The sequence below is a fragment of the Pseudomonas sp. Snoq117.2 genome (assembly GCF_900110545.1).
GTDB lineage: Bacteria > Pseudomonadota > Gammaproteobacteria > Pseudomonadales > Pseudomonadaceae > Chryseomonas > Chryseomonas benzopyrenica.
Genome location: NZ_FOED01000008.1, coordinates 151,036 through 176,886, shown reverse-complemented (window position 1 = coordinate 176,886; position 25,851 = coordinate 151,036). Strand labels below are relative to the sequence as shown.

At 64.7% G+C, this 25,851-nt stretch carries 19 protein-coding genes and 1 pseudogene; 9 read left to right on the top strand and 11 right to left on the bottom strand.

The window, feature by feature from the left end:
- Positions 1-8: 8 nt before the first annotated feature.
- Positions 9-1,019 carry a bile acid:sodium symporter family protein gene (locus BMZ43_RS19320; protein ID WP_068384035.1) on the bottom strand — a complete coding sequence of 337 codons (1,011 nt, stop codon included), beginning with the start codon at positions 1,017-1,019 and terminating at the stop codon, positions 9-11.
- A gap of 79 nt (positions 1,020-1,098) precedes the next feature.
- Between BMZ43_RS19320 and BMZ43_RS19315 the strand changes: the two genes are divergently transcribed.
- Positions 1,099-1,890 (top strand): AraC family transcriptional regulator, encoded by a 792-nt coding sequence (locus tag BMZ43_RS19315; protein WP_068384204.1) that lies wholly within the window; start codon positions 1,099-1,101, stop codon positions 1,888-1,890.
- Between the two features lie 3 nt (positions 1,891-1,893).
- On the opposite strand, the gene BMZ43_RS19310 is transcribed toward BMZ43_RS19315, so the two are convergent.
- The 6 genes from BMZ43_RS19310 to BMZ43_RS19285 form a co-directional block, all read right to left on the bottom strand.
- Entirely contained in the window at positions 1,894-2,550 is a 657-nt protein-coding gene (locus BMZ43_RS19310; protein WP_017639962.1) for a glycosyltransferase family 2 protein, read from the bottom strand.
- Positions 2,547-3,134 carry a class I SAM-dependent methyltransferase gene (locus tag BMZ43_RS19305; RefSeq protein ID WP_093255895.1) on the bottom strand — a complete coding sequence of 196 codons (588 nt, stop codon included), beginning with the start codon at positions 3,132-3,134 and terminating at the stop codon, positions 2,547-2,549. The genes BMZ43_RS19310 and BMZ43_RS19305 overlap by 4 nt, the downstream gene beginning before the upstream one ends.
- A gap of 8 nt (positions 3,135-3,142) precedes the next feature.
- Entirely contained in the window at positions 3,143-3,904 is a 762-nt protein-coding gene (locus BMZ43_RS19300; protein WP_256563052.1) for a PIG-L deacetylase family protein, read from the bottom strand.
- The gene (locus BMZ43_RS19295; RefSeq protein ID WP_371913893.1) at positions 3,892-4,905 is read right to left on the bottom strand and encodes an acyl-CoA dehydrogenase; all 1,014 of its coding nucleotides are present in this window, start codon (positions 4,903-4,905) and stop codon (positions 3,892-3,894) included. Before BMZ43_RS19295 ends, BMZ43_RS19300 begins: the two co-directional genes overlap by 13 nt.
- Before the next feature lie 117 nt (positions 4,906-5,022).
- On the bottom strand, positions 5,023-7,581 hold the full coding sequence (ligD, locus tag BMZ43_RS19290) for a DNA ligase D (RefSeq protein ID WP_093255870.1): 2,559 nt from the start codon (positions 7,579-7,581) through the stop codon (positions 5,023-5,025).
- Between the two features lie 11 nt (positions 7,582-7,592).
- Positions 7,593-8,462, bottom strand: coding sequence for a non-homologous end joining protein Ku (locus BMZ43_RS19285; RefSeq protein WP_093255867.1), 870 nt, complete (start codon positions 8,460-8,462; stop codon positions 7,593-7,595).
- 143 nt (positions 8,463-8,605) lie between these two features.
- Here BMZ43_RS19285 and BMZ43_RS19280 point away from each other — a divergent pair, with 143 nt between their 5' ends.
- The 8 genes and pseudogenes from BMZ43_RS19280 (at position 8,606) to BMZ43_RS19250 (ending at position 20,539) form a co-directional block, all read left to right on the top strand.
- Positions 8,606-9,595, top strand: a complete 990-nt coding sequence (locus BMZ43_RS19280) for an XdhC family protein (protein WP_093255864.1) — start codon at positions 8,606-8,608, stop codon at positions 9,593-9,595.
- 2 nt (positions 9,596-9,597) lie between these two features.
- Positions 9,598-10,083: pseudogene (locus BMZ43_RS26765) on the top strand (NTP transferase domain-containing protein); the annotation flags it as partial.
- Between the two features lie 162 nt (positions 10,084-10,245).
- The gene (locus BMZ43_RS26760) at positions 10,246-10,755 is read left to right on the top strand and encodes a CinA family protein (protein WP_064308798.1); all 510 of its coding nucleotides are present in this window, start codon (positions 10,246-10,248) and stop codon (positions 10,753-10,755) included.
- The gene (nadE, locus tag BMZ43_RS19270) at positions 10,752-11,579 is read left to right on the top strand and encodes an ammonia-dependent NAD(+) synthetase (RefSeq protein ID WP_064308797.1); all 828 of its coding nucleotides are present in this window, start codon (positions 10,752-10,754) and stop codon (positions 11,577-11,579) included. The genes BMZ43_RS26760 and nadE overlap by 4 nt, the downstream gene beginning before the upstream one ends.
- Before the next feature lie 462 nt (positions 11,580-12,041).
- Positions 12,042-14,045, top strand: a complete 2,004-nt coding sequence (locus tag BMZ43_RS19265) for an alpha-1,4-glucan--maltose-1-phosphate maltosyltransferase (RefSeq protein ID WP_064308796.1) — start codon at positions 12,042-12,044, stop codon at positions 14,043-14,045.
- Between the two features lie 133 nt (positions 14,046-14,178).
- Positions 14,179-17,508 (top strand): maltose alpha-D-glucosyltransferase, encoded by a 3,330-nt coding sequence (gene treS / locus BMZ43_RS19260; protein ID WP_064308795.1) that lies wholly within the window; start codon positions 14,179-14,181, stop codon positions 17,506-17,508.
- Positions 17,505-19,724, top strand: a complete 2,220-nt coding sequence (glgB, locus tag BMZ43_RS19255) for a 1,4-alpha-glucan branching protein GlgB (protein WP_064308794.1) — start codon at positions 17,505-17,507, stop codon at positions 19,722-19,724. The genes treS and glgB overlap by 4 nt, the downstream gene beginning before the upstream one ends.
- Positions 19,725-19,813: 89 nt before the next feature.
- Complete coding sequence (locus BMZ43_RS19250; protein WP_064308793.1) at positions 19,814-20,539, top strand: polysaccharide lyase family 7 protein; 726 nt, start codon at positions 19,814-19,816, stop codon at positions 20,537-20,539.
- Positions 20,540-20,546: 7 nt separating this feature from the next.
- Here BMZ43_RS19250 and BMZ43_RS19245 read toward each other — a convergent pair whose 3' ends face one another.
- Genes BMZ43_RS19245 through glgX form a run of 4 tightly spaced genes read right to left on the bottom strand, consistent with a single transcriptional unit; the run spans position 20,547 to position 25,781 of the window.
- Positions 20,547-21,593 carry a lysylphosphatidylglycerol synthase transmembrane domain-containing protein gene (locus BMZ43_RS19245; RefSeq protein ID WP_064308792.1) on the bottom strand — a complete coding sequence of 349 codons (1,047 nt, stop codon included), beginning with the start codon at positions 21,591-21,593 and terminating at the stop codon, positions 20,547-20,549.
- Entirely contained in the window at positions 21,590-22,837 is a 1,248-nt protein-coding gene (gene clsB, locus BMZ43_RS19240) for a cardiolipin synthase ClsB (protein WP_064308791.1), read from the bottom strand. The genes BMZ43_RS19245 and clsB overlap by 4 nt, the downstream gene beginning before the upstream one ends.
- Positions 22,834-23,595 (bottom strand): endonuclease/exonuclease/phosphatase family protein, encoded by a 762-nt coding sequence (locus BMZ43_RS19235; RefSeq protein WP_017639947.1) that lies wholly within the window; start codon positions 23,593-23,595, stop codon positions 22,834-22,836. The genes clsB and BMZ43_RS19235 overlap by 4 nt, the downstream gene beginning before the upstream one ends.
- Positions 23,592-25,781, bottom strand: a complete 2,190-nt coding sequence (gene glgX, locus BMZ43_RS19230) for a glycogen debranching protein GlgX (RefSeq protein ID WP_231893088.1) — start codon at positions 25,779-25,781, stop codon at positions 23,592-23,594. Before glgX ends, BMZ43_RS19235 begins: the two co-directional genes overlap by 4 nt.
- Positions 25,782-25,851: the final 70 nt, after the last annotated feature.

Below are 25,851 nucleotides of genomic sequence, written 5' to 3'. Positions count from 1 at the left end.
CGCGCGCATCACTTGGGTAGCGGCGCTACCACGGGCGTGACAGGCGCTACCGCCTCACGCTTGGCGTAGCGCTGGGCCAGCACCGCGCAGACCATCAGCTGGATCTGGTGGAACAGCATGATCGGCAGCAGCACCGGCCCCATGGTGCTGCCGGCGAACAGCACCTTGGCCATGGGCACCCCCGTGGCCAGGCTCTTCTTGGAACCGCAGAAGACCACGGTGATTTCGTCTTCCTTGCTCATGCCCAGCAGCCGCGCGCTGTAGCGGGTGGCGAGCAGCACCAGGGTCAGCAGGGTGGCGCAGATGAACACCAGGCCTACCAGCGACAGGATCGGGGTCTCCCGCCACAGGCCTTCGATTACGGCCGCGCTGAAGGCGGTATAGACCACCAGCAGGATGGAGCCCTGGTCGACGAACTTGAGCTTGCCCTTGTGGCGGTCCACCCAGTGGCCGATCACCGGGCGCAGCAGCTGGCCGGCGACGAAGGGCAGCAGCAGCTGGACGCAGATCTTGACGATGGCATCCAGGGTGCTCTGGCCATCCGAGCCGCCATGGGCGTCAAGCAGCAGCCGGACCAGCAGCGGCGTGAGGAAGATACCGAGCAGGCTGGACAACGACGCGCTGCAGACCGCCGCCGAGACATTGCCGCGGGCCATGGAAACGAAGGCGATGGAGGACTGCACCGTGGCGGGCAGGGCGCACATGAACAGCACGCCCAGATAGAGCTCGGGCGTCACCAGCGGCGCCAGCAGCGGCTGCAGCGCCCAGCCCAGCAGCGGAAAGCTGATGAAGGTGAAGGCGAACACCAGCAGGTGCAGCCGCCAATGGGTGATGCCGGCCACCAGTGCCTGGCGCGACAGCTTGGCGCCATGCAGGAAGAACAGCAGGCCGATGGCGATGTTGGTCACCACGTTGGCGATCTGGGCGGCGAGGCCCCGGCAGGGCAGCACGCTGGCGAGAATCACCGTGGCGACCAGCATTAGGGTGAAGTTATCGGGCATCAGGCGGGGACGAGCCATGGTCTCTCTCGGGTTGTCTGCGAATAGCCCCAAGGCTATCGTCTCCTGACCTAGCCGACTAACGCGAAAAGCCCCAATGATGTCGTCAAACGGACATTCTGCGGTCGAACGTCCCGTTCCCGAACTCGCCAACCTGCCACGGCGCCTCTATGCCCGGGTCGAATCCCTGGCGCAACCGGCCTGGACACCCTGGCACCGACATCCCTGGGGGCAGCTGTCCTATGCCATCAAGGGCGTGCTCACGGTGACCACCGCCGAGGGCAGTTATGTGGCGCCACCGCAGCGGGCGGTGTGGATCGCCGCCGATGTCGAGCATCAGGTGCGTTCCTCGCCCAAGGCGGAGATGCGCAGTCTCTATGTCAGTGCCGAGGCGGCGCCCTATGTCGGTGAGCGCTGTCGGGTGGTGGCGGTGAGTCCGTTGATCCGTGAGCTGATCAAGACCTTCAGTGGCTTCGCCCGGGAGTATGACGAGGACGGTACCGAGGGCAGGCTGGTGTCGGTGATGCTGGATCAGTTGCAGGCGGCGCCCGAGGTGGGGCTATCGCTGCCGGCGCCCCAGGATGGCCGGCTGCGCCTGCTGTGCGAGGCCCTGGCGGCCAATCCGTCGGACGATCGTACCCTGGCGCAGTGGTCCGGGGTGCTGGGCGCCTCGGAAAAGACCCTGAGTCGGGCCTTTCTGCGGGATACCGAGCTGACCTTCAGAACCTGGCGGCAGCGGTTGCGGCTGATCAGTGCCCTGGAGCGCCTGGAGCAGGGCGCCGCGGTGACCGAGGTGGCGCTGGATTGCGGCTACAACTCGCCATCGGCCTTTATCGCCGCCTTTCGCCGGCAGTTCGGCGCGACACCCGGGGCCTTCGCCCTGGGGGCCTAAGGGTCAGGCGGTAGCGCCAAGCAGATTCAGGTAGTCGCCGAAGCCGCCGCGCGCGCGGCAATCCAGCCGTGAGCTGGTACGGACGCGTACGCTGTTGCTCCAGGCGATGCGTGCGCCCTGGGTCTTGAGCGCGGTGACCAAGCTGACGTCTTCGTCCACGGTCATGGACGGAAAGCCGCCGGCTTGCAGATAGGCTGCGGTAGAAATGCCGAAGTTGGCGCCATGGATGTGCTGATGGCCTTCGCGGTCGTGATAGGCCGCCTCGTAGCGGGCTCTCAGACCAGGCGAATGTGGCGTCCAGTCATCCACTTCCACTACGCCACAGACGGCATCGGCGCCATAGGCGAGCTGGGCGGCGAACCAGTCCGGCGCCACCTCGGAGTCCGCATCGGTGCAGGCCAGCCAGCGAGCGCCACGCTGGATCAGGTGCGCCGCGCCGGTCGCCCGGGTCAGGCCGACGTTGCAGGCCCAGACCTCCAGGGCGGTCACCGGCAAGCGGTGAACGATGTCGGCGGTGCCGTCGGTGCAGCTGTCCAGCACGATGACGATCTCGACGGCTTCACCCAGCAGCGCCGGATGTCGCGCGGCGCGCAGCACCGATTGCAGGCAGCGTTCGACGTGTTGCTCTTCGTTATGAGCGGGTATCACGGCACCTATCATAGAAGCTGCTCCCGGCGGGCGACGGAGGTGGGGTCGGAGGACCAGAGGGTGAGGAGAAAATCGGATTCTTCGAGGTGGCTCAGGCGATGCAGGCCGGGCAGGGCGGCCATGCGTTCGTGGACCTGGTCGCCGGTCAGGGTGCAGCCTTCGATGGGGTGGCGCCAGTGGCAACCGAGCAGGACGCCGCCGGGTAGCAGGGCGCTGTGAGCGCGATCCAGCAAGGCCGCCAGGCCGTTCTCGCCGAGGTAGTAGCCGATCTCGCTGATGACGATGAGATCGAAGGCGCCTGCCGGCCAGGCGTCCGGCAACAGCAGGTGGCGTACCTCGACATGGGCCTGATCGGCCAGGCGCTCGCGGGCCGTGGCGACCGCGGAGGCGTTGCCGTCGCTGACCAGCAGGCGTTCGCAACGCTCGGCCAGCCGCCTGGACAGCTCACCGGTGGAACAGCCCGGCTCGTAGCCCTGGGTGTAGCGGCGGTGGGGCAGCATGGCCAGGGTCAGGTCCCGCTTGCGCGCCTCGTACCAGCGATGACGATAGTCCCAGGGGTCTTCACTGCTGGCGTACAGGGAGTCGAAATAGCTCATGGAGACGGTCACGTCAGATAGACCTCCCAGGCACGGGTGAGACGGGCGACCACCGCAGGCGGCAGGATCGGCCCCTGTCCCGTGCTGGCATCCTCGGTCAACTGACTGCCGAAGGCATTCACCGCATGCTTCTTCAGCGCCAAAACGTCTTCTTCCAGATCCAGGCGGCGCGCTCTTTCCCAGGGCACCCGTGGGTCACCCGGAGCGGCCCAGTGCCAGGTCCAGACCGGTACTTCGATGCAGCGAGCGCCACGCAGCCGGCAGGCTTCCACCGCGGCGCGGCCGGTGGCTTCGTGATCGGGATGGCCATCCAGCCGCCAGGTGGCGAAGACCACGTCCTCGGGCGTGATGAACTCCAGCAGCCGCTGTTGCAGCACGGCTTCCTGCTCGCTCACCTGGCCATCCGGAATCGCCAGGCGCGTCACGGTGGCGCGCTCCAGGCGCAGGCGGCGCAGGGCTTCGCGGGTCTCCAGCGGACGGGTATTGCGCAGTCGGGTGGTGGGCCAGAGGGTGGATCGCGGGTGGCTGCCGTCGCCATCGGTGACCGCTACCAGCGCCAGGCGGCGACCCAGTTCACCCAGCTGGCAGAGCAGGCCGCCGCAGCCTAGGATCTCGTCGTCCGGATGCGGCGCGACGACCACCGCGCGATGTCCGGGCGGGACCAGTTGCGAGGCCTCGACGGCCGACATCTCGCCAAAGCCGGACCACTGTAGCCAGGCCTCGGGCGTGGTGCCGGCTCCTTGAATCTGACGATCGCCTACAGTTGCCAAGGGGCACCCTCCAGCAGATTGAGGTCACCCAGTACCGCCAGATCACGCTCGGCATGACTCTGGCGCAGGTAGACCGGCAGGTCCGCCATATGGCGGGCGCAGTAGGCGTCGCGGCATAGCGGGGCGGCGCCAAAGGCCCGGCCGGTATGGCGGACGACGATTTCGGCGCACTGTTCGACCAGGGCCCGTAGCTGGCAGATGGGATAGCGGGCGTCCGCTACAGGCTCCTGATCTATCCAGTGGGCCGCCTGACGCAGCGCGGTCGCGGCGCCGAGCAACGCGGCATCCACGTGGCCCAGATGGGCCAGGGCATGGGGCTCGCGATGGCGTTTGCAGTAGGCGCGCAGGGTGTCGGCCAGGGCGGTGGCCGAGCCATACCAGCAGGCGGCGATTCCCCCGCCGCCGTGCCAGAAGCCAGGGCGATGCAGATAACGGCCAGGGGCACCGACCAGTACGCCGGCTGCACCATCGAACAGCACGTCGACGCTGCCCGTATGCTGCATGCCGATCGCCCGCCAGCCGTCCTGAGTGACCTCGACGCCGGGTTGATTCATTTCCACCGCCACCAGCATCGGATGGTCGTCCATCCAAGCGGTGACCAGGGCGTGACTGACCAGAGCGGCACCGGAGCACCAGGACTTGCGGCCGTGCAGGGTGACCATGCTGTCGGCGCCATAGCGCACCAGCAGCCGGGCATCCGGCGGCTCGGCTGCCCAGACACCCCAGAGGCTGGCGGGCGGCGGCACGAAGCCATCCAGTTCGCTGAGGATGGCGAGGGCGTCGGTGTGGCCTTCGTACAGCTTGACCAGGCCCAGGTCGTGATTGGCTACCTTGGCCAGGGCGCGCCAGCGCTCCAGGGTCTGCCCCTGGCCTGGCAGCGGCAGGCGATCGAGGCCGCGCTGGTTGAGAATCTGGAGTCGGTGTTGCAGCAGTGCAGGAGTGACCTCGTCATAGGCCCACTCGTCCAGGGTGTCCTGAAGGTTATCCAGATCGATCGACATCGGCTCCATCCCGTGGCTGGCGACGGCGCTGTCCACGACAACGCTCGTTAGTGCAGACCACGGGCAACGCGGAGGGGTTTCGCTTAGGCGGTACGTTGGCCGACGGCAGGCGCGTCGCTACTCGACGCCCAGCCGTTTGCGCCGTGCCGCCGTGAGGCCCTGGCGCACCTTGGCATACCCGGCCCAGGGATCGTCCTTGAGCGCTTCGAGGCGTGGCAGCAGGGAGTCGAAGCGCCATTGATCGCTCGCCTCCAGGGACGACAGCTCCTCGCGAGCGATGGGCACCGAAACGCCAAGGTGCGGACGGGCGCGCAGGGAAAAGGCGCTGACCGTGGTGGCGCCATGGCGATTGCGCAGATAGTCGACGAAGATCCGCCCCTGGCGATTCTGCGCGCCCATCTTGACGGCGAAGAGCTTGGGCAGGGTATTGGCCAGGTGCTGCGCTGCCGCCTGAGCGAAGGCCTTGACGATCTCCCAGTCCTGGCGCCGATCCAGGGGCACCACCAGGTGCAGGCCGCGACCGCCGCTGGTCTTGACGAAGGCCTGCAGCTCCAGCTCGTCGAGCAGGGTCAGTACCAGCTCCGTCGCCTCCACCATGCGCGACCAGGGCAGGGCGGGATCAGGGTCGAGATCGAGGATGAAGCGGTCGGGGCGCTCGATACGGTCAGCGGTGGCATTCCAGGTATGGAGTTCCACCGTACCCATCTGGGCCGCACCGATGAGCGCCTCGCGGCTGTCGATGACCATCAGGGGAGCGTGGCCGGGATCCAGTACCGGATCCAGTTCGCGGATGTGGGGGATCGCCAGGGTCTGCTTGTGCTTCTGGAAGATTTGCTCGCCAGCGATGCCCTCGGGCGTGCGGACCAGGGCGACGGGCCGGTCGGCCAGGTGCGGCAGGATCCAGTCGGCGACGGCGGCGTAGTAGCCGGCCACGTCGAGCTTGCGGGCGACGCTGGCGTCGTCGATGACCCGCTCCGGATGGCTGATGCGTACCCCGGCCACGGTGGCATCCCTCTCCTTGCCTGCGGACGGGCGGCGTGAGGCAGAGGGGGGCGCCGCCTCGGCCTCCCGGGCCGGAGTCGCCTCCTCCAGCCCGATCTCCCGGGCTGGCTTGTCGTCGCGCAGGCCATGGAAGACGCCCTGGCGGACGATGCGATCCTGGGTCATCTCGGCGTAGGCGATTTCGCACAGCTGTTCGGGCTTCAGCCAGGTCACCTCGCGGTAGGCGGCGCCCTTGGGCGGATCCACCACGGGTGGCCGCTCTACGATCAGCGGCTGGAATCTGCCATGCAGTTGTTTGAGCATCGCTGCGGTGAAACCGGTGCCGACCTTGCCGGCATAGTGCAACTCCCCTTGCTCATCATGCAGCGCCACCAGGAGCGCGCCCAGGTGCTGCCGCCCGCCCTTGGGCGGGGTGTAGCCGACGATGATGAATTCCTGGCGGTGGGCACACTTGAGCTTGATCCAGTCCTTGTTGCGCCGAGAGCGATAGGGGCTGCCCAGGCGCTTGCCGATAACCCCCTCGAGACCGAGTTCGCAGGCACTCGCCAGGATGCGATCGGCGGGCACCTCGAAGGCGGCGGAAAAGCGCAGCAGGTCGCTGCCGTTGCTGTCCTCCAGCAGCTTGCCCAGCAGCTCGCGGCGCTGCTCGACCGGGACCTCGCGCAGGTCCGCACCGTTCAGATAGGGCATATCGAACAGGTAATAGGCGATGCGGGTGGCCTTGCCGGTCTCGAAGGCATTCTGCAGCGCCTGGAAGCTGGAGACGCCCTGGCCGTCGTTGACCACGATCTCGCCGTCCAGCCAGGCGTTGTCGAGGCCCAGCGCGGCCAGCGCCCGGGCCTGTTCCGGCAGGCGCTCGGTCCAGTCGTTGCCGCTACGGGTGAAGAGGCGCACCTCGCCGCCTTCGATGTGGGCGAGCAGGCGGTAGCCGTCGTATTTCACCTCGTACAGCCAGTCGCCGGCGGGTGGACTGTCGACCAGGGTGGCCAGTTGCGCCTCCAGGGTCTCCGGTAATTCGGCCTTACGCGCCTTGGCCCTGCGTGCCGGCGGCTTGGGACTGGTCGAGCGGGTGCTGGCCTTGGTCTGCTTGCCCTGACCCAGGCGCGGCAGGGTCTTGTCGCTCAGCACGCTGTCGGGCTCGGCGGCGGTCACGTCGTAGTCGGCGATGTCACGGGCCTGGTCGTCGCGTTCCTTGATCAGCAACCACTGAGGTTTGTCGCTATGACCCTGCAACCGGGTGCGCACCAGGGTCCAGTGGCCGCGCAGCTTTTCGCCCCTGAGTTCGAACTTGAGCTTGCCGGCGGCATAGCCCTCGGCCGCATCGCCATCGGCCTGCCACTCGCCGCGATCCCAGACGATGACGTCGCCCGCGCCGTACTGGCCTTCGGGAATGCTGCCCTCGAAACTGCCATAGGCGAGGGGATGATCCTCGACCTGCACCGCCAGGCGCTTTTCACCCGGGTCCAGGCTGGGCCCCTTGGGCACCGCCCAGCTCTTGAGGGTGCCGTCCAGTTCCAGGCGGAAGTCATAGTGCAACCGGCGCGCGTCGTGCTTCTGGATGACGAAGCTCAGAGCGCCCTTGGCCTTGCGTCGACGTGGGCTGTCCTCGTCACGCGGCTCGGCGGTGATGTCGAAGTTGCGCTTGCGGTTGTATTCGCTGGTCAAAGGAGCCATGGCAGCGATCCTCACTTGGCCTTGCGACGGGCGGCAGGGCTACGCCGACTGGTCGAGCGGCCAGAACTCTTGGGCCTGGGTGAATCCTTGGCCTTGTCCTGCTTGCCACCCAGGCTGCGGCGCAGCAATTCGGTGAGGTCGATGACGTCGGCGCCACTGTCTTCGGTTTCGGGCTCCTCGGCGACGGCTTCGAGCTTGCCATCCTTGAGCTTGCGCTCGACCAAGGCCATGACGTTGTCCTTGAAGGTGTCGTGGTACTGGTCCGGATCCCATTGCTCGGTCATGTCGTCCACCAGGCGCTGGGCCATGTCCACTTCCTTCTTGCTCACCTTGGCGTCCAACCCTTCGAGTCCGACGTCTTCCGCGGACCGCACCTCGTCGGCCCAGCGCAGGGTATTGAGTACCAGCGCATCGCCCAGCGGCATGATCACCGCCAGGTGCTGCTTGGAGTGCATCACCAGGTTGGCCACCCCGACCTTGCCGGCGGCGCTCAGGGTGTCACGGAGCAGGGCATAGACCTTTTCGCCATTCTTGTCCGGCGCCAGGTAATAGGGCTTCTCGAAGTGCAGGATGGAGATCTCGCGCGCCTCGACGAAGGTCAGGATGTCGATGGTGCGGGTGGCTTCGGGCAGGGCGTTGTGGATCTCGTCCTCGCTGAGCACCACGTACTTGCCCTTACCATGTTCGATGCCCTTGACGATGTGTTCGCTGGGCACCTCCTTGCCGGTGGTCTTGTTGATGCGCTTGTAGCCCACCGGGTCGAGGCTGCGTTCGTCCAGCCAATCGAAGTCGATGCCCGACTGCCGGGTCGCCGAGACCACCGAGACGGGGATGTGCACCAGGCCGAAACTGACGGCGCCTTTCCAGATCGAGCGGGGCATGGACGTTCTCCTTGAGGGGTGTCCCTCTATGGATAGGCCGGCGATCCACCCGGTTCCGCCCCGGGGAACCCCGCTTCGTTGTTGGGTTCTACCCCCGAACGACGATTTTGCCGTTGCAGGTGCAGGGTAGAGAGGAGCAGGGCGTGGACAGTGTCGATCAGGAAGTTTTGCGCAAGACCCTGGCCTGGCGACGGGAGGGCCATGGCGTCAGCCTGTTCACCGTGGTCCAGACCTGGGGCAGCTCGCCGCGGCCGCCGGGCGCCATGCTGGCCCTGCGCGACGATGGCCAGGTCTGTGGCTCCGTGTCCGGTGGCTGCATCGAGGACGATCTGATCGCCCGACTGCACGCCGGCCAGTTCGCCGGGAAGTGCCCGGAGATCATCACCTACGGTGTCTCCGGCGACGAAGCGGCGCGTTTCGGGCTGCCCTGTGGCGGTACCCTGCGTCTGGTCCAGGAACAGGTCGGGGACTGGCGCTGGGTGGAGCAGCTGTTACAGCGCTGCGACGGCCATGAACTGGCCTTGCGCGAGCTGGACCTGGCCACCGGCGAGGTACGGATCTCCAGCACCACGCGCGACGAGCCGGTCACCCTGGACGAACGACGGCTGCGCCTGGTGCATGGGCCACGCTGGCGCCTGCTGCTGATCGGTGCCGGTCAGCTGTCGCTCTATGTCGCCGACATGGCCGCCATGCTCGATTTCGAAGTGCTGGTCTGCGATCCCCGTGAGGAATTCCGCCAGGGGTGGGAGACACGTCAGGCGCGTTTTATCTCCGGCATGCCGGACGATGCGGTGCTATCCATCCGCCCGGACGAACGCACCGCGGTGGTGGCCCTGACCCACGATCCGCGCCTGGACGACCTGGCGTTGCTGACGGCGCTGCAGTCCGATGCCTTCTATGTCGGCGCCCTGGGTTCGCTGCGCAACAATGACCGCCGTCGTGAGCGGCTGCTGCAGCTGGAAGTGCCAGTGGCGGCCATCAACCGCCTGCATGGCCCCATCGGCCTGCATATCGGCAGCCATACGCCGCCGGAGATCGCGCTGTCGCTGCTGGCGGAGGTGGTAGCGGTCAAGAACGGCATCGCCCTGACCCAGAAGAAGCGGGCCCTGGTGGCGGTGGAACAGGTCGCCTAGGGATGACAGGGGTACAGGTGCTCGTCCTGGCAGCCGGAGCCGGTAGCCGTTTCCGCGCAGCGGGCGGTGACGACAAGCTGCAGGCACCATTGCCCGGTCACCCCGAATCGACAGTATTGCAAGCCACCTTTCGCCTCTGGAAGAGCCTGGATCTGCCCTGCCTGGCAGTGGTCGCGAGCGGAGCCCCCTGGCGCGCCGAGCTGGCCCGAGAGGAAGGCCTGGAAGTGCTGACTCTGCCCACCACCGGCATGGGCGACAGCCTGGCCGCCGCGGTGCGAGCGACGCCGGACGCATCCGGTTGGCTGGTCGCCCTGGGCGACATGCCCTTCGTGCAGCCCGCCACGGCGCGACAGCTGCTGGCGCTGCATGACCCCGCACGCGTCGTCGTGCCCGTTTTCCAGGGAAAGCGCGGTCACCCCGTGCTCTTTGGTCGGAATTTTGCCGCTGCGCTGGGCGACCTCCAGGGCGACGAAGGAGCGAAACGGCTCTTGCGCCAGGCGTCGGTGCTAGAGCGGAAGGTGACGGACGCCGGTATCCACCTTGACATCGATACCCCCGCTGACCTTGAAAAAACACCCTCGATGGCTCTCGAACTTCCTCATTTCGCTGTTCTTCCAACGCAGGAGAACGCTATTTGGGGCAAGACGATCATGAACACCATCGAGTCCATGCTGGACTATCTAAAGGATCACGAGCTGCAGCTCACCACGGCGGAATCCTGCACCGCGGGCAAGGTAGTAGGGTTGCTGTCGGAAATACCCGGCAGCGGCAGTTGTATCGAGTCCGGTTACGTCGTCTATTCGCCCGAAGCCAAGCAACGTCTGCTGGGCGTCAAGCCGGAGACGATCGAGCGGCATAACCTCACCAGCGAAGCCGTGGCACGAGAGATGGCCGCGGGCGCCCTGCGCGACAGTCCGGCCCAGGTGGCCATCGCCAATACCGGGCTGGCCGGGCCGGGCGGGGCGGATGGCATTCCCCAGGGAACCGTCTGCTTCGCCTGGGGCTATCGGGTCGGTGACGACATCGTGCTCTATTCCGAAACCCAGCATTTCGACGGTGACCGCGAGGCCGTGCAGCTGGCCGCGGCCCGGCACAGCTTGAACGCCGTAGTGCCCTATCATCAACGTCTCGAACGCGAATCAGAGGAGAATGCCCGATGACCGAAGCCCTTCAGCGCGACATCATCCAGGCCCTGCAGGTACCCGAGCAATTCGATCCAGCCCAGGAGGCCGAGCGGCGCATCCAGTTTCTCAAGGATTATCTGCTCAACAGCCGCCAGGAGAGCTATGTGCTGGGCATCAGTGGCGGCGTGGATTCCTCCACCGCCGGCCGCCTGGCGCAGCTGGCCGTGGAGCGCGCGCGCGAGGAGAGCGGCAACGCACGCCTGAGATTCATCGCCATGCGCCTGCCCTATGGTGTCCAGCGTGATGAGGAAGATGCCCAGCGCGCGCTCAAATTCATCCAGCCGGACGAGACCCATACCGTCAACATCAAGCCGGCCAGCGACGCCATGCTCGCCTCGGTGCGCGAGGCGCAGGTGGCCTTCGATGACGAGCTCCATGAAGACTTCACGCTGGGCAACATCAAGGCGCGTCAGCGCATGATCGCCCAATACGCCGTGGCCGGCGCCCGTCGGGGGCTGGTGATAGGCACCGACCATGCGGCGGAGGCTCTGATGGGCTTCTATACCAAATTCGGCGATGGCGCCTGCGATCTCACGCCCTTGCACGGCCTCAACAAACGGCGGGTCCGGGCCGTGGCCGAATGGCTGGGGGCGCCGGACGATCTGGTACACAAGGTGCCCACCGCTGATCTGGAATCCCTCTCACCGGGCAAGGCCGACGAAGATGCCTTCGGCATCACCTACGCCGAAATCGACGACTTCCTCGAAGGCAAACCGGTGAGCCCGGCAACCCTGGAGATCATCCTCAACACTTACCGGCGCAGTGCCCATAAGCGTGATCTTCCCTATACCCCTTTCTAATTGATTCAAAGGGTTAGGACGTTTTATAAAGGTTTTTTCTGACGTCCGTTCCTGAATATTGCCCGCCTTTCAGCCTGCGGCCCGGTATTTCCCAGCGAATACCGGGACACAGGCTTCTTTATTTATAAATAACTTTATATTCCTTTCATAAGCAGATGATATTTATGGATTTTATCCATTTTTCAGAAGCTATCGGTCATTGCCGTTTGGCTGAACTTTTGCGCGCCCTCGGTGCTCAGACTCTTTCAGACACACCCGCGTGAGTGCTTCCGGTTGCAGTAGGGCCGCGGCTGTCTGGAGTGGTGTCCTCCTGGGGCATCGCTACGGGTTACCGATCCCTCTGCGAGGGGTTGGCCAGCCGGGCCTCTTTGGCGGCAAGCCAAGCAGTAGTGGGTTCATGACCTAGGTCGCAGCGCTTGAGCGCTGCGACCTTTCACGCGTCTCTAGATGGAGTCAGGCTCGATGTCGAACACCGATCTCCCCGGTTCTTTTTCCACGCTTTCCCTCGATCCCGCCACGGCTGCCCAGACCCCGCGCATCGCCATCGAATCGGTCACTCCGGCCGTGGACAATGGCCAGTTTGCCGCCAAAGGTATCGCCAATCGGGTCGTCGAGGTGACTGCCAAGATCTTCGCCGATGGCCACGACAAGCTGGCTGCCAGCGTGCTCTGGCGTCAGGAGGGCGAGGAGAACTGGCAACAGGCTCCGCTGACCCTGGAAACCAACGATCTCTGGCGCGGCCGCTTCACACCGCCGGCCGTGGGTCGTTACGAATTCGTGGTCCAGGCCTGGTGGGACGTCTGGGGCACCTATCGCTACGAGATCGAGAAGAAGTACGCCGCGGGTGTCGGCCTGAACCTGGAGTTGCAGGAAGGCCGCATCCATGTGGAACAGGCGCTGTCTCGCGCTGAAGGCGAGCAGCGCGGTCCGCTGGAGGCGCTACTGCAGCGCCTCGATCAGGCGGGCAGTGAGGGCGACAAGGTCGCCGTGCTGCTGGCGGGTGAGGCCAGCCAAGCCATGGCACCTGTGGATGCCTATGTGCATCTGACCCACAGCATCGAATACCCGCTGGACATCGAGCGCCTACGCGCCGAATTCGCCAGTTGGTACGAACTCTTCCCACGCTCGATCACCGATGACCCCCAGCGCCACGGCACCTTCCGTAACGTGATCGGCGAATTGCCGCGTGTTCGCGACATGGGTTTCGATGTCCTGTACTTCCCGCCGATCCATCCGATCGGCCTGGCCCACCGCAAGGGCAAGAACAATACCCTGGGGGCGGGCGCGGATCAGCCGGGCAGTCCCTATGCCATCGGCAGCCCCGATGGCGGCCACGATGCCGTGCATCCCGAGCTAGGTACCCTGGAGGACTTTCGCGCCCTGGTGGCCGCGGCCGCCGACCACGGCCTGGAGATCGCCCTGGACTTCGCCATCCAGTGTTCGCCCGACCATCCATGGCTCAAGGAACATCCGGGCTGGTTCTCCTGGCGGCCGGATGGGTCCATGCGCTATGCGGAGAACCCGCCGAAGAAGTACCAGGACATCGTCAACGTCGACTTCTATGCCAAGGATGCCGTGCCGGATTTGTGGCTGGCGCTGCGTGACGTGGTCTGGCACTGGGTGGAGCAGGGCGTGAAGATCTTCCGCGTCGACAACCCCCACACCAAGCCGCTGCCGTTCTGGGAATGGCTGATCGCGGACATCCGTGGGCGCGACGCCGATGTCATGTTCCTCGCCGAAGCCTTCACCAAGCCGGCGATGATGGCGCGCCTGGGCAAGGTGGGTTACAGCCAGAGCTACACCTATTTCACCTGGCGCAACACCAAGGCCGAGCTGACCGAGTATTTCACCCAGCTCAACGAAGCGCCGTTGCGCGATTGCTACCGCCCGAATTTCTTCGTCAACACGCCGGACATCAATCCGGGCTTCCTGCAGACCAGTGGCCGTCCCGGCTTCCTGATCCGCGCGGCCCTGGCCACCATGGGTTCCGGTCTGTGGGGCATGTACGCCGGCTTCGAACTCTGCGAGGGCGCGCCCCTCACGCCCGGCAAGGAGGAATACCTGGATTCGGAGAAGTACGAGCTGCGCCCGCGCGACTTCTATGCGCCGGGCAACATCATGGGCGAGATCGCCCAGCTCAACCGTATCCGCCGGCAGAACCCCGCCTTGCAAACCCATCTGGGGCTCAAGGTCTACACCTGCTGGAACGACCAGATCCTCTATTTCGGCAAACGCACCGACGACCTGGGCAACTTCATCCTGGTGGCGATCAACCTGGATCCCTTCAACGCCCAGGAAGGCCATTTCGAACTGCCATTGTGGGAGCTGGGCCTCGACGATCACGCCACCACCTATGGCGAAGACCTGATGACCGGGCACCGCTGGGCCTGGCACGGCAAGACCCAATGGACACGGCTGGAGCCGTCGATGCCCTTCGGCATCTGGCGAATCCAGGCGAGCCACTAGCGATCTCGCAGACGGGTCGACCAGGCAGCGGGAGACATCCCGGCGTGCCTGGTCCGATCCGTCCCCATCGCCGGGCGGCATGGACGACCGGCGCACGCATCTGATTCAGACGCCCTGTTAAGGACCTGACGACATGGCAAAACCCAATAAAGCTCGTTCCCGCAAACCTGCCGCCTTCATCGACGATCCGCTGTGGTACAAGGACGCGATCATTTACCAGGTGCACGTGAAGTCGTTCTTCGACTCCAACAACGATGGCATCGGCGACTTCCCCGGCCTGATCGACAAGTTGGACTACATCGCCAGCCTGGGCGTCAACACCATCTGGCTGCTACCGTTCTATCCCTCGCCGCGCCGCGACGACGGCTACGACATCGCCGAGTACCGTGGCATCCACCCCGACTACGGCACCATGGCCGATGCCAAGCGATTCATCGCCGAAGCCCATGCCCGTGGCCTGCGGGTGATCACCGAGCTGGTCATCAACCACACGTCCGACCAGCACCCCTGGTTCCAGCGCGCCCGCCGCGCCAAGAAGGGCTCAGCGGCGCGCAATTTCTACGTCTGGTCCGACGATGACCAGAAGTACGATGGCACCCGCATCATCTTCCTCGACACCGAGAAGTCCAACTGGACCTGGGACCCGGTCGCCGGCCAGTACTTCTGGCACCGCTTCTATTCCCACCAGCCGGACCTCAACTTCGACAATCCCCAGGTCATGAAGGCCGTCATCTCCATCATGAGGTACTGGCTGGATCTGGGTGTCGACGGCCTGCGCCTGGACGCCATTCCTTATCTGGTGGAGCGCGACGGCACCAACAACGAGAACCTGCCCGAGACCCACGTGGTGCTCAAGGAGATCCGGGCCGAGATCGACGCCAACTATCCGGACCGCATGCTGCTGGCCGAGGCCAACCAGTGGCCGGAAGACACCCAGCTGTACTTCGGCGATGGCGACGAATGCCACATGGCCTTCCACTTCCCGCTGATGCCGCGCATGTACATGGCCATCGCCCAGGAAGATCGCTTCCCCATCACCGATATCCTGCGCCAGACCCCGGAGATCCCGGCCAATTGCCAGTGGTCGATCTTTCTGCGCAACCACGATGAACTGACCCTGGAGATGGTCACCGACCGCGAGCGGGACTATCTCTGGAACTACTACGCCTCGGATCGCCGCGCGCGCATCAACCTCGGCATCCGTCGTCGCCTGGCGCCGCTGCTGGAACGCGACCGTCGCCGTATCGAGCTGCTCAACAGCCTGTTGCTGTCGATGCCCGGTACCCCAACGATGTATTACGGCGACGAAATCGGCATGGGTGACAACATTCACCTGGGCGATCGCGATGGCGTACGGACCCCGATGCAGTGGTCGGTCGACCGCAACGGCGGCTTCTCCCGCGCCGATCCAGCCAGCCTGGTGCTGCCGTCGATCATGGACCCGCTCTACGGCTACCAGGCGATCAACGTCGAGGCCCAGTCCCGCGATCCCCATTCGCTGCTCAACTGGACGCGGCGCATGCTGGCCGTGCGCAAGCAGCAGAAGGCGTTCGGTCGCGGCACCCTGAAGATGCTGTCGCCCACCAACAGACGCATCCTGGCCTACCTGCGCGATTTCACCAATGCCCAGGGTGAGCACGAGACCATCCTCTGCGTGGCCAACGTTTCCCGTGCCGCCCAGGCGGTGGAGCTGGACCTGTCCAGCTTCGCCGGTCAGGTGCCGGTGGAAATGATCGGCGGCAGCGCCTTCCCGCCCATCGGCCAGCTGCCCTACATGCTGACCCTGCCGCCCTATGGCTTCTACTGGTTCTACCTGGCTGGCAACGAGCAGATGCCCGCCTGGCACACCGAGCCGCCGGCACCGATGCCCGACTACCAGACGGTAGTGATCAAGCGCAATCTGCAGGAGCTGCTCGACGGCGAGCCGCGCCGCATCTTCGAAGAGGTACTGCCGGTCTATCTGCCCAAGCGCCGCTGGTTCGGTTCCAAGGACGAGGCCATCACCGGCGTGCGGCTGGACTACGCCGCCCAGATCAATACCCCCAAGCTGCCGGTGATGTTCAGCGAAGTGGTGGTGACCAACGCCAAGGGCGAGGAGCGTTATGCGCTGCCCCTGGGTTTCCTTGCCGAGGAAGACCAGCACTGCAGCCCGCTGGCGACCCAACTGGCCATTTCCCGCATCCGTCATGTGCGCCGCGTGGGCCTGGTGACCGACGCCTTCGCCCTGACCAGCTTCGTGCATGGCGTGTTCGACGCCTTCCACAAGGGCGCCAAGCTTGCCGTGCCCGCGGGTGAACTGCGCTTCGAGGTCTACGATCAGGCCGAGGACTTCGCGCTGGATCCGGACATCGAGATCAAGCACCTGGGCGTGGAGCAATCCAACAGTTCGCTGATCGTCGGCGATCACCTGATGCTCAAGCTGATCCGCAAGGTGGCGCCGGGCATCCATCCGGAAGTGGAGATGGGCCGCTATCTGGCCCAGGCCGGATTCGCCAACATCGCGGCGACCCACGCCGTGGCCCAGCGCGTCGCCGCGGATGGCACGCCGCACGTACTGATGCTGGTCCAGCAGCACATCCACAACCAGGGTGATGCCTGGACCTGGAGCCTGGACGGGCTGGATCGCGTCACCCGCGATCTGCTCAGTGGCGGCATCTCCGACGTGGAGAACGAATTCACCGCCATGGGCGATCTGACGGTCTTCGCTGGCGTACTGGGCAAGCGTCTCGGTGAAATGCATCGGGTGCTGGCGCAGCCCACCGAGGATGCAGCCTTTGCCCCCGAGACCGTGGACGCCCAGGCGGCCAAGGAACTGGCGCATCGCGTGCGCGTCCAGGTCGACGGCGCTCTGGATACCCTGCAGGGCATGGGCGACCAGCTCGATGCTACCGGCAAGGAGCTGCTGCAGCGCCTGGTCGGCAAGCGCGAAGCCCTGGCCAAGCGGATCGAGGCCCTGGCCGCCGACGTCGAGGGTGGTCTGCGTATCCGTGTCCACGGCGATCTGCACCTGGGTCAGGTGTTGGTGGCCCAGGACGATGCCATCCTCATCGACTTCGAAGGCGAGCCGGCGCGGTCGCTGGAAGAACGCCGCGGCAAGTACGGTCCGCACAAGGACGTCGCCGGGGTGCTGCGCTCCTTCGACTACGCGGCGGCCATGGTCACCCAGTCGAGCAACGCCGGCGCCGATACCTCGGAAGAGCATCTGCAACTGCGTGCCAAGGCGGCAGAGACCTACCGCAATGCGTCCTACGCAGCCTTCCTGGAAGGCTATCGCACTGCGGCGGCCGACATCGGCCACCAGTGGAGCGAGCGGGGCGAGCAGGCGGCGCTGGATCTCTACAGCCTGGAGAAGGCGGTCTATGAGATAGGCTACGAGGCTGCCAATCGACCCACCTGGATCAACATCCCGCTACGTGGCGTCGCCGCCATCGTCGAGACCCTCTTGTCCGGAGCCCGCGCATGACCGATCACAATACCGCCCCCGTCGCTCCCCTGGACGACGCCCGGCTCTCGGCTGCGGAAGCCGAGTCGCTGGCCCGCGGCGAGCACGGCAATCCCTTCGCCGTGCTCGGTCCCCATCCCGATGGCGAGGGCGTGATCGTCCGCGCCTTCCTGCCCAGTGCCCTGGGTGTCGAGCTGGTCGATCGCGTCAGCGGTCGGCCACTGGCCCAGATGCAGCCCGGGCGGGTGCCTGGCCTGTTCGTCGCGCGGCTGGAGTACGCCGCGCCCTACAAGCTGATCATCCGCTGGCCCAGCGGCGTGCAGGAAACCGAGGATCCCTATTCCTTCGATCTGCTGTTGGGGGAGACCGATCTCTACCTGTTCAACGAAGGCCGCCACCGCAATCTCGGCGAGACCTTTGGCGCCCAACGCTGCCAGGTCGACGGCATCGAGGGCGTGCGCTTCGCGGTCTGGGCACCCAATGCCCGGCGCGTCTCGGTGGTAGGCGACTTCAACAGCTGGGATGGCCGCCGCCTGCCCATGCGTCTGCGTGCCAACAGTGGCGTCTGGGAGCTGTTCGTCCCGCGCCTGCCGGTCGGCACGGCCTACAAGTACGAGATCCTTGGCCAGCACGGCGTGTTGCCGCTCAAGGCCGACCCCATTGCCCTGGCGGCGGAGTTGCCACCGCGCACCGCCTCGGTGGTGGCCGACAACAAGCCTTTCACCTGGCACGATCAGGACTGGATGGCTCGCCGTCGCGAGTTGCAAGGCGTGGAAGCACCCATCTCGGTCTACGAATTGCACGCCGGTTCCTGGCGCCGCGAAGGGGGTGACGAGGGGCGCCAGTACAACTGGCGCGAGCTGGCGGAGCGCTTGATTCCCTACGTCCGCGAGATGGGCTTCACCCATATCGAGCTGCTGCCGATCATGGAGCATCCCTTCAGCGGTTCCTGGGGCTACCAGCCGCTGGGCCAGTTCGCGCCCACCTCGCGCTTCGGCACCCCGGCGGATTTCGCTGCCTTCGTCGATGCCTGTCACCAGGCGGACATCGGTGTCATCCTCGACTGGGTCCCGGCGCATTTCCCCACCGACGAACACGGCCTGGCCCGTTTCGACGGTACCGCCCTGTACGAATACGAGCACCCCTTCGAAGGCTTCCACCAGGACTGGAACACCTACATCTACAACCTGGGGCGCCACGAGGTGCACGGCTTCATGCTGGCCTCGGCCATGCATTGGCTCAAGCACTTCCACATCGACGGCCTGCGGGTGGATGCCGTGGCCTCCATGCTCTACCGCGACTATTCGCGCAAGCACGGTGAGTGGATTCCCAACATCCACGGCGGTCGCGAGAACCTGGAGACCATCGCCTTCCTGCGTCACCTCAACGAGGTGGTCCACGAAGAGGCACCAGGCGCCCTGGTGATCGCCGAGGAATCCACCTCCTGGCCGGGCGTCAGCGCACCAGTCAGCGAAGGGGGGTTGGGTTTCGACTTCAAGTGGAACATGGGCTGGATGAACGACACCCTCCACTATGTGGAAGAGGATCCGGTCTATCGCCAGTACCATCACCACCAGATGACCTTTGGCCTGGTGTACGCCTGGTCCGAACGCTTCATGCTGCCCATTTCCCACGATGAGGTGGTGCACGGCAAGGGCTCGATGATCGAGAAGATGCCGGGCGACGTCTGGCAGAAGTTCGCCAACCTGCGTACCTACCTGAGCTTCATGTGGACCCACCCGGGTAAGAAGCTGCTGTTCATGGGCTGCGAATTCGGTCAGTGGCGCGAGTGGAGTCATGACCGCGAGCTGGACTGGTTCCTGCTGGAGCACGGCACCCACCGGGGCGTGCAGCAGCTGCTGGCCGATCTCAACCACCTTTATCGTCATGAGCCGGCCCTGCACGAGCGTGATCATCTGCCTGAGGGCTTCGATTGGGTGGTAGGGGACGACAATGGCAACAGTGTCTTCGCCTGGCTGCGCAAGGACGCCCAGCAGCGACCGCTGCTGGTCATCGCCAACTTCACCCCGGTGCCGCGTCACGACTACCGGGTGGGCGTGCCTGCACTGGGCCATTGGCAGGAGATCTTCAACAGCGATGCCGAGCGCTACGGCGGCTCCAACTTGGGCAATGGCGGCGGCGTGACGGCCGAGGAAATCGGTGCCCACGGCCAGCCGGCCTCGCTCAATCTGCAAGTGCCGCCGCTGGGTCTGCTGGTGTTCAAGCCGCAGGGCTGATCCGGGAGCGCCCCATACGGGGCGCGTTCCGCTGACAGGCATCCCCGTTCTGGGCGATGCTTGTCAGGCATCTGGCCACCGAGAAACCCATGATCGATCTCGCCGAATGGAATCTGACGGTTCCCGTACCCATGCCCGTGGCCCAGGTACAGACCGCCGAACTCAACAGCAGCGCCTTTCGCAGCCCCTACCTCACGCGGGGCGAGGGGGGATCGCTGGTGTTCTGGGTCCCGGTGACCGGCACCCCGCAGCCCTTCAACAACTATCCCGCCACCGAGCTCCGCGAGACGCGTCCGGACGGCAGTGCCTATGCCTGGAAGTACCGCGAGGCGGACGCCCTGCTACAGGCCGAGGCGGCGGTGCAGCAGGTGCCGTCACGCCCTGAGGTCATCATCAGCCAGATTGAGGATCAAACCCCGATACCGGCTGCGCCTCAGGCGCTGTTGCAACTGGTCTATCGGGTGGAGAGTCCGGCCATGGGCAATGGGCAGGTCGCCCAGGGTCAACTGATCGCCCGGTTGCGAGAGAGCCCCAGCGACAGCCCCAAGGACGTCATCCTGCTGGAGCACCTGCCGCTCAACAGTCGCTTCAGCTACGACATCAAGCTGACGCGCAGTGGCGTGCTCACCATACGTGCCCATGGTGCCGGTTCACGAAACGGGGATCTGGGTCTGCAACTGGACAACGCCTGGAGCAACCATCACCTGTATTTCAAGGCGGGCGCCCACTTACGTGACGGGGAAGGACCCGCCACCGAGGGCGGACGGGTACTCTTCTACCGGCTGATTTCCATGCACCAGCCCAATAATCGGTAGGCCCGTCTCAGGTGGCGTGCTTTTCCTGCTGCTTGCGCTCTTCGCGCCGATCATTGCTCACCTTGAGCTTCTTGGCACGACCTTCCAAGGCGAAATAGAGCACCGCAGCGATCAGCAGCGGGATGATGAAATACAGCGTCCGGTAGCCAAGCAGGGCGGCGATGATCTTGCCCTGGCTGAGTCCGTCATTGGCCAGCAGGGCGATGAAGACCGTCTCCAGTACGCCTACACCAGCCGGGATATGCACGATGACCATGGCGATGCTGGAGAGCAGCAGTACGCCGAGCACATGCAGATAGTCCACCTGACGGCCGAGGAAGAGATAGACGATGGCCGCCATGGCCATCCAGTTGATCGAAGACACCAGCAGTTGCAGGCAGGCCATGCGTAGCGAGGGCAGGGCGAGCCGCTGCTTGCGCACCGTCCATTCGCGCTGTTTGGCAAAGGCGCAGACACCCAGGTAGAAGACGATGAAGGCCAGCAAGCCGAAGCCGATCAGCCGCAGCGTGGTGTCGCCGACGAACCAGTTGGGTGGCATGTCCACCACACCGCTGACGAAGATGCCACCGGCGAGCAGCACGTACCCCAGCCAGTTGGTGGCGATGCTCAGGGAGAAGATGCGGGTGATGGTGCCACTGGAAAGACCCAGCCGCGAGTAGAGGCGATACCTCATGCCGATGCCGCCGACCCAGGTGCTCAGGGTGAGGGTAAAGGCGTAGCAGATGAAGGACACCAGGAACACCTGGCGCTTGACCAGCTTGTGCCCGCAATAGGCCCGACCGATAAGGTCGTAGCAGCCGTACATGATGTAGGACAGCACCACCAGGCCACCGGCCATGGCCAGCGTCGTCCACTTGTAGCTGGTAAAGACCTTCCAGACCTCGCCCCAGTCGACCTTGCGGGCGTAGATCACCAGCAGCACCACGACCGCGATCAGAAACACCCAGGTCAGGATCTTCTTGGCCAGGACCCAGCGGCCGTTCTGCGGCTTGGCGGCAGTCTGCCCGTCTTCCTGGTCGTCGGCGTGATCCAGGGTGTCGCTGTGGCTGCTCATCGTTGGGGATACCTTGAAATCGGGGAATCGACCCGGTCCTGGGTTTCCAGCTCGGGCTGCACCGGTGGACTCACCAGTTCGATCTTGGGGGTATGACCGGGCAGCCAGCCGACCCAGGCGGGGAAGTGGCGCAAAAAGTGGAAGACCAGCATCGTCTTGGCCAGGTGCCAATAGGTGCGCTTGGGCACCTTGCTGCTGTCGACGTGCTCGCAGTGATGCTGGATCAGGGTCTCCAGGCGACCGCGCAATTCACGGTTGAAGGCGTGGTCATGGAAGATCAGGTTGCATTCGAGATTGAGCGAAAGACTCAAGGGGTCCAGGTTGCTCGAACCCACGGTGGACCAGTGCTCGTCCATGGTCGCCACCTTGCCGTGCAAGGGGCGCAGGCAGTATTCGTAGATCTCCACCCCGGCCTTGACCAGGTAGTTGTAGAGCATCTGGGCGCCGACCTTGACGATGGCCATGTCCGGCTCGCCCTGCACGATCAGCACCACCCGGACGCCGCGCTGCGCCGCGTTACGCATCTCCCGCAGCAGACGATAGCCCGGGAAGAAGTAGGCGTTGGCGATCACCACCTCGCGTTTGGCGTTGCGCAGCATTTCCAGGTAGTGCTTTTCGATGTCGGCGCGATGTTCGTCGTTGTCGCGGTACACCAGCAGGGCCTGGGCATTGCCCGGGTTGCGGTTGTTGGCCGGCTTCTGCGAGCGCTTGCCCCACCAGCGGTGGGTTTCCTCCGGCGAGTTGATGGCGTCGCGCGCGAAGCGATGGATATCGTCGACGATGGGGCCTTCCACCTCGACGGCATAGTCCTGCTTGGCTTCCGGCCCGAAGTCACCCAGGTGCTCGGCGGAATAGTTGATGCCACCGATGAAGCCCAGGCGGGCATCCACCACCACGATCTTGCGATGCAGGCGGCGGAAGAGGTTGGTCCTCATGCCCATGACCAGCGGGCGCGGATCGTAGTAGCGGAAGCGCACGCCGGCATGGACCATCTCATCGATGAAGTCACGCGGCAGATCGGGCGAGCCATAGGCGTCCACGGTGATGTCCACCTGGACACCACGCTTGGCCGCCGCCACCAGTTCTCGCTGCAGGCCCTGACCCACCTTGTCGTAGAACAGGATAAAGGTCTCGATGATGACCTCGCGCTCCGCCTCGCGGATCGCCTCGAAGACCCGGGGAAAGAAGTCCTCGCCGTTTTCCAGCAAGGCGATGCGGTTTCCGTCCCGCCACTCGAAGTTCATAGGTGAAAGTCCGCAGCCAGGGGCGCGTGGTCGGAGAGGTGCGACCACGGCTGATTGCCCAGCACCTGTGGGCGACCGACGCTGACGTTACGGGTATAGATGCGGTCCAGGCAGAGCAGGGGACGCTTCGCCGGGAAGGTCTTGGGCAGCCGCCCTGCGGTCTTCATGAACACCTCTTCGAGTCCCGCGCCCTGGCCAAGGATGTCGTTGGCCTTCTGGCGCCAGTCGTTGAAGTCCCCCGCCACCACGACAGGCGCGTCGCTGGGCAGGGAATTGATGTGTTCGCAGATCAGCTTCATCTGCATCTGGCGATGCTTTTCCCGCAACCCCAGATGGACGCAGATGACGTGCAGATCCACCCCTTGATCCGGTACGCGCAGGACGCAATGCAGCATCCCGCGTTTTTCCGGACCGGCGATCGAAATGTCGAAGTTGTCGTAACTGACGATGGGAAACTTCGACAGCACCGCATTACCGTGATGGCCGTCCGGGTAGACCGCATTGCGCCCGTAGGCGAAATCGGTCCACATCGAATCGGCCAGGAACTCGTACTGCGGCGCCGCCGGCCAGTTCTCGAAGCGCAACGGGTGCTTTTCGTGGGTACCCAACACCTCCTGCAAGAAGACAATGTCCGCTGACACCGTCCGCACCGCCTCGCGCAATTCCGGCAAGATGAACTTGCGGTTGAAGGACGTGAAGCCCTTGTGCGTGTTGATGGTCAGGACCTTGAACGAAAAACCCTGTTGCGCGTTCGTCATGCCTGGCGCTTCCTCCGCTTGGTCTGGGTCAGCTCGAACAGCAGTACCGAGCGTCCGGTGACCTGATAGGTGTCTCCAAAATTGAAGACGTCGCCGGCATCCAGGTCAGGCTGATTGGTATCCAGCTGCAGGGACCAATGCTCGCCCATGGGGACTTCCGGCAGGGTGAAATCCACCACGTCATAATGAGCATTGACCAGAATCAGCAGCGAGGTATCCGCGCCCTTGCGACGAATGCCGGTCGGCTGGGCACGGCCATCGAGCAGGATGCCCATGCACTTGTTGCTGCCGTCCTGCCATTGCTCGTCGCCCATCTCGGTGCCGCCGGGCTGCAGCCAGGTGACATCCTTGACGCCCAGCTCCTCGTTGTAGGCACCGGTGAAGAAGCGGCTGCGACGCAGCAGCGGATAGCGACGACGCAGGTCGATCAGGTTGCGCACGTATTCCTGGAGCTCGGCGCTTTTTTCGCTGATCTCCCAGTTGACCCAACCGATCTCGCTGTCCTGGCAGTAGCCGTTGTTGTTGCCGCCTTGGGTACGGGCGAATTCGTCACCGGCCAGCAGCATGGGCGTGCCCTGGGACAGGAAGAGGGTGGCCAGCAGGTTGCGCATCTGGCGATAGCGCAGTTCGATGATCTCCGGATCGTCGGTCTCGCCTTCGACACCACAGTTCCACGATAGATTGTGGGAATGGCCGTCGTTGTTGCCTTCGCCGTTAGCCTCGTTGTGCTTGTCGTTATACGACACGGTGTCGGCCAGGGTGAAGCCGTCGTGGGCGGTCACGAAGTTCACCGACGAATAGGGCTTGCGACCGCGACGGTTGAACTTGTCGCCGGAGCCCAGGAAGATCTTCGCGAAATCGCCGATCTTGTCTTCGTCACCCTTCCAGAAGGCCCGCGCGGTGTCACGGAAGGTATCGTTCCACTCCATCCAGCCGGGTGGGAAGTTGCCGACCTGGTAGCCGCCGGGACCGCAGTCCCAGGGCTCGGCGATGAGCTTGGTCTCGGCCAAGATCGGATCCTGACGGCAGGCGTGCAGGAAGCCGCCGCCTTCGTCGAAGCCATCCGGCTCGCGGCCCAGGATGGTGGCCAGGTCGAAGCGGAAGCCGTCCACGCCCATCTCGGTGGCCCAGTAGCGCAGCGAGTCGGTCACCATCTGCAGCACGCAGGGATGGCTCATGTTCAGGGTGTTGCCGGTGCCAGTGTCGTTGATGTAGTAGCGCGCATCATCGGGCATCAGGCGGTAGTAGTTGGCGTTGTCGATGCCCTTGAGCGAGAGGGTCGGGCCCATCTCGTTGCCTTCGGCGGTGTGGTTGTAGACCACGTCGAGAATGACCTCGAGGCCGGCATTGTGCATGCGCGCGACCATCACCTTGAATTCGCCGATGGACTGGCTGGCCATGTAGCGCGAATGCGGCGCGAAGAAAGCCAGGGTGTTGTAGCCCCAGAAGTTCTTCAGGCCCTTTTCCAGCAGATGGTTGTCGTCCAGGAAGTAGTGGATCGGCATCAGCTCGACGGAGGTTATGCCGAGGGACTTGATGTAGTCGATGACCTCGCTTTCCTGCAGGCCGGAGAAGGTACCGCGGGCACTCTCCGGGACGGCCGGGTGCTGCATGGTGTAACCCCGGACGTGGGTCTCGTAGAACACGGTGCGATCACGCGGGACCCGCGGATGGGTGGTGTTGCCCCAAGTGAAGGCGGGGTCGATGACCCGGCAGCGCGGCATGAAGGGCGCGCTGTCACGCTCGTCGAAGGACAGGTCGCCATCGGCGTGGCCGATGGTGTAGCCGAACAGGGCGTCGTTCCACTCCAGCTCGCCGACGATCTGCTTGGCATAGGGATCGATCAGCAGCTTGTTGTGATTGAAGCGATGGCCGTTCTGCGGCTCGTACGGGCCGTGTACCCGGTAGCCGTAGAGGGTGCCGGGACGGGCATCGGGCAGATAGCCGTGCCAGATCTCATTGGTGAATTCCGGCAGTTCGATGCGCTCGATTTCTTCCTTGCCTTCATCGTCGAAGAGGCAGAGTTCGACCTTGGTGGCGTTGGCGGAAAAGATGGCGAAGTTCACGCCGGAGCCGTCCCAGGTAGCGCCCAGGGGATAGGGCAGGCCTTCACGAACACGAGACTTGGACTTACTGATGAAAGTGGTTGCTTCGGTTAACGGCTTGTTGGACTCAGTTGAAGTCATTTCGACGCTCTCGGGATAGCTAGGAAGGAAGTAGCTCTGACTCGGCTCTCAATACCTGCCGGTGGCTGAA

Bases quoted from the DNA above. Each gene is read 5' to 3' on its own strand.
- BMZ43_RS19320 (WP_068384035.1), bottom strand. From the start codon at position 1,019: ATGGCTCGTCCCCGCCTGATGCCCGATAACTTCACCCTAATGCTGGTC.
- BMZ43_RS19315 (WP_068384204.1), top strand. From the start codon at position 1,099: ATGTCGTCAAACGGACATTCTGCGGTCGAACGTCCCGTTCCCGAACTC.
- BMZ43_RS19310 (WP_017639962.1), bottom strand. From the start codon at position 2,550: ATGATAGGTGCCGTGATACCCGCTCATAACGAAGAGCAACACGTCGAA.
- BMZ43_RS19305 (WP_093255895.1), bottom strand. From the start codon at position 3,134: ATGAGCTATTTCGACTCCCTGTACGCCAGCAGTGAAGACCCCTGGGAC.
- BMZ43_RS19295 (WP_371913893.1), bottom strand. From the start codon at position 4,905: ATGTCGATCGATCTGGATAACCTTCAGGACACCCTGGACGAGTGGGCC.
- ligD (WP_093255870.1), bottom strand. From the start codon at position 7,581: ATGGCTCCTTTGACCAGCGAATACAACCGCAAGCGCAACTTCGACATC.
- BMZ43_RS19285 (WP_093255867.1), bottom strand. From the start codon at position 8,462: ATGCCCCGCTCGATCTGGAAAGGCGCCGTCAGTTTCGGCCTGGTGCAC.
- BMZ43_RS26760 (WP_064308798.1), top strand. From the start codon at position 10,246: ATGAACACCATCGAGTCCATGCTGGACTATCTAAAGGATCACGAGCTG.
- nadE (WP_064308797.1), top strand. From the start codon at position 10,752: ATGACCGAAGCCCTTCAGCGCGACATCATCCAGGCCCTGCAGGTACCC.
- BMZ43_RS19265 (WP_064308796.1), top strand. From the start codon at position 12,042: ATGTCGAACACCGATCTCCCCGGTTCTTTTTCCACGCTTTCCCTCGAT.
- treS (WP_064308795.1), top strand. From the start codon at position 14,179: ATGGCAAAACCCAATAAAGCTCGTTCCCGCAAACCTGCCGCCTTCATC.
- glgB (WP_064308794.1), top strand. From the start codon at position 17,505: ATGACCGATCACAATACCGCCCCCGTCGCTCCCCTGGACGACGCCCGG.
- BMZ43_RS19250 (WP_064308793.1), top strand. From the start codon at position 19,814: ATGATCGATCTCGCCGAATGGAATCTGACGGTTCCCGTACCCATGCCC.
- BMZ43_RS19245 (WP_064308792.1), bottom strand. From the start codon at position 21,593: ATGAGCAGCCACAGCGACACCCTGGATCACGCCGACGACCAGGAAGAC.
- clsB (WP_064308791.1), bottom strand. From the start codon at position 22,837: ATGAACTTCGAGTGGCGGGACGGAAACCGCATCGCCTTGCTGGAAAAC.
- BMZ43_RS19235 (WP_017639947.1), bottom strand. From the start codon at position 23,595: ATGACGAACGCGCAACAGGGTTTTTCGTTCAAGGTCCTGACCATCAAC.
- glgX (WP_231893088.1), bottom strand. From the start codon at position 25,781: ATGACTTCAACTGAGTCCAACAAGCCGTTAACCGAAGCAACCACTTTC.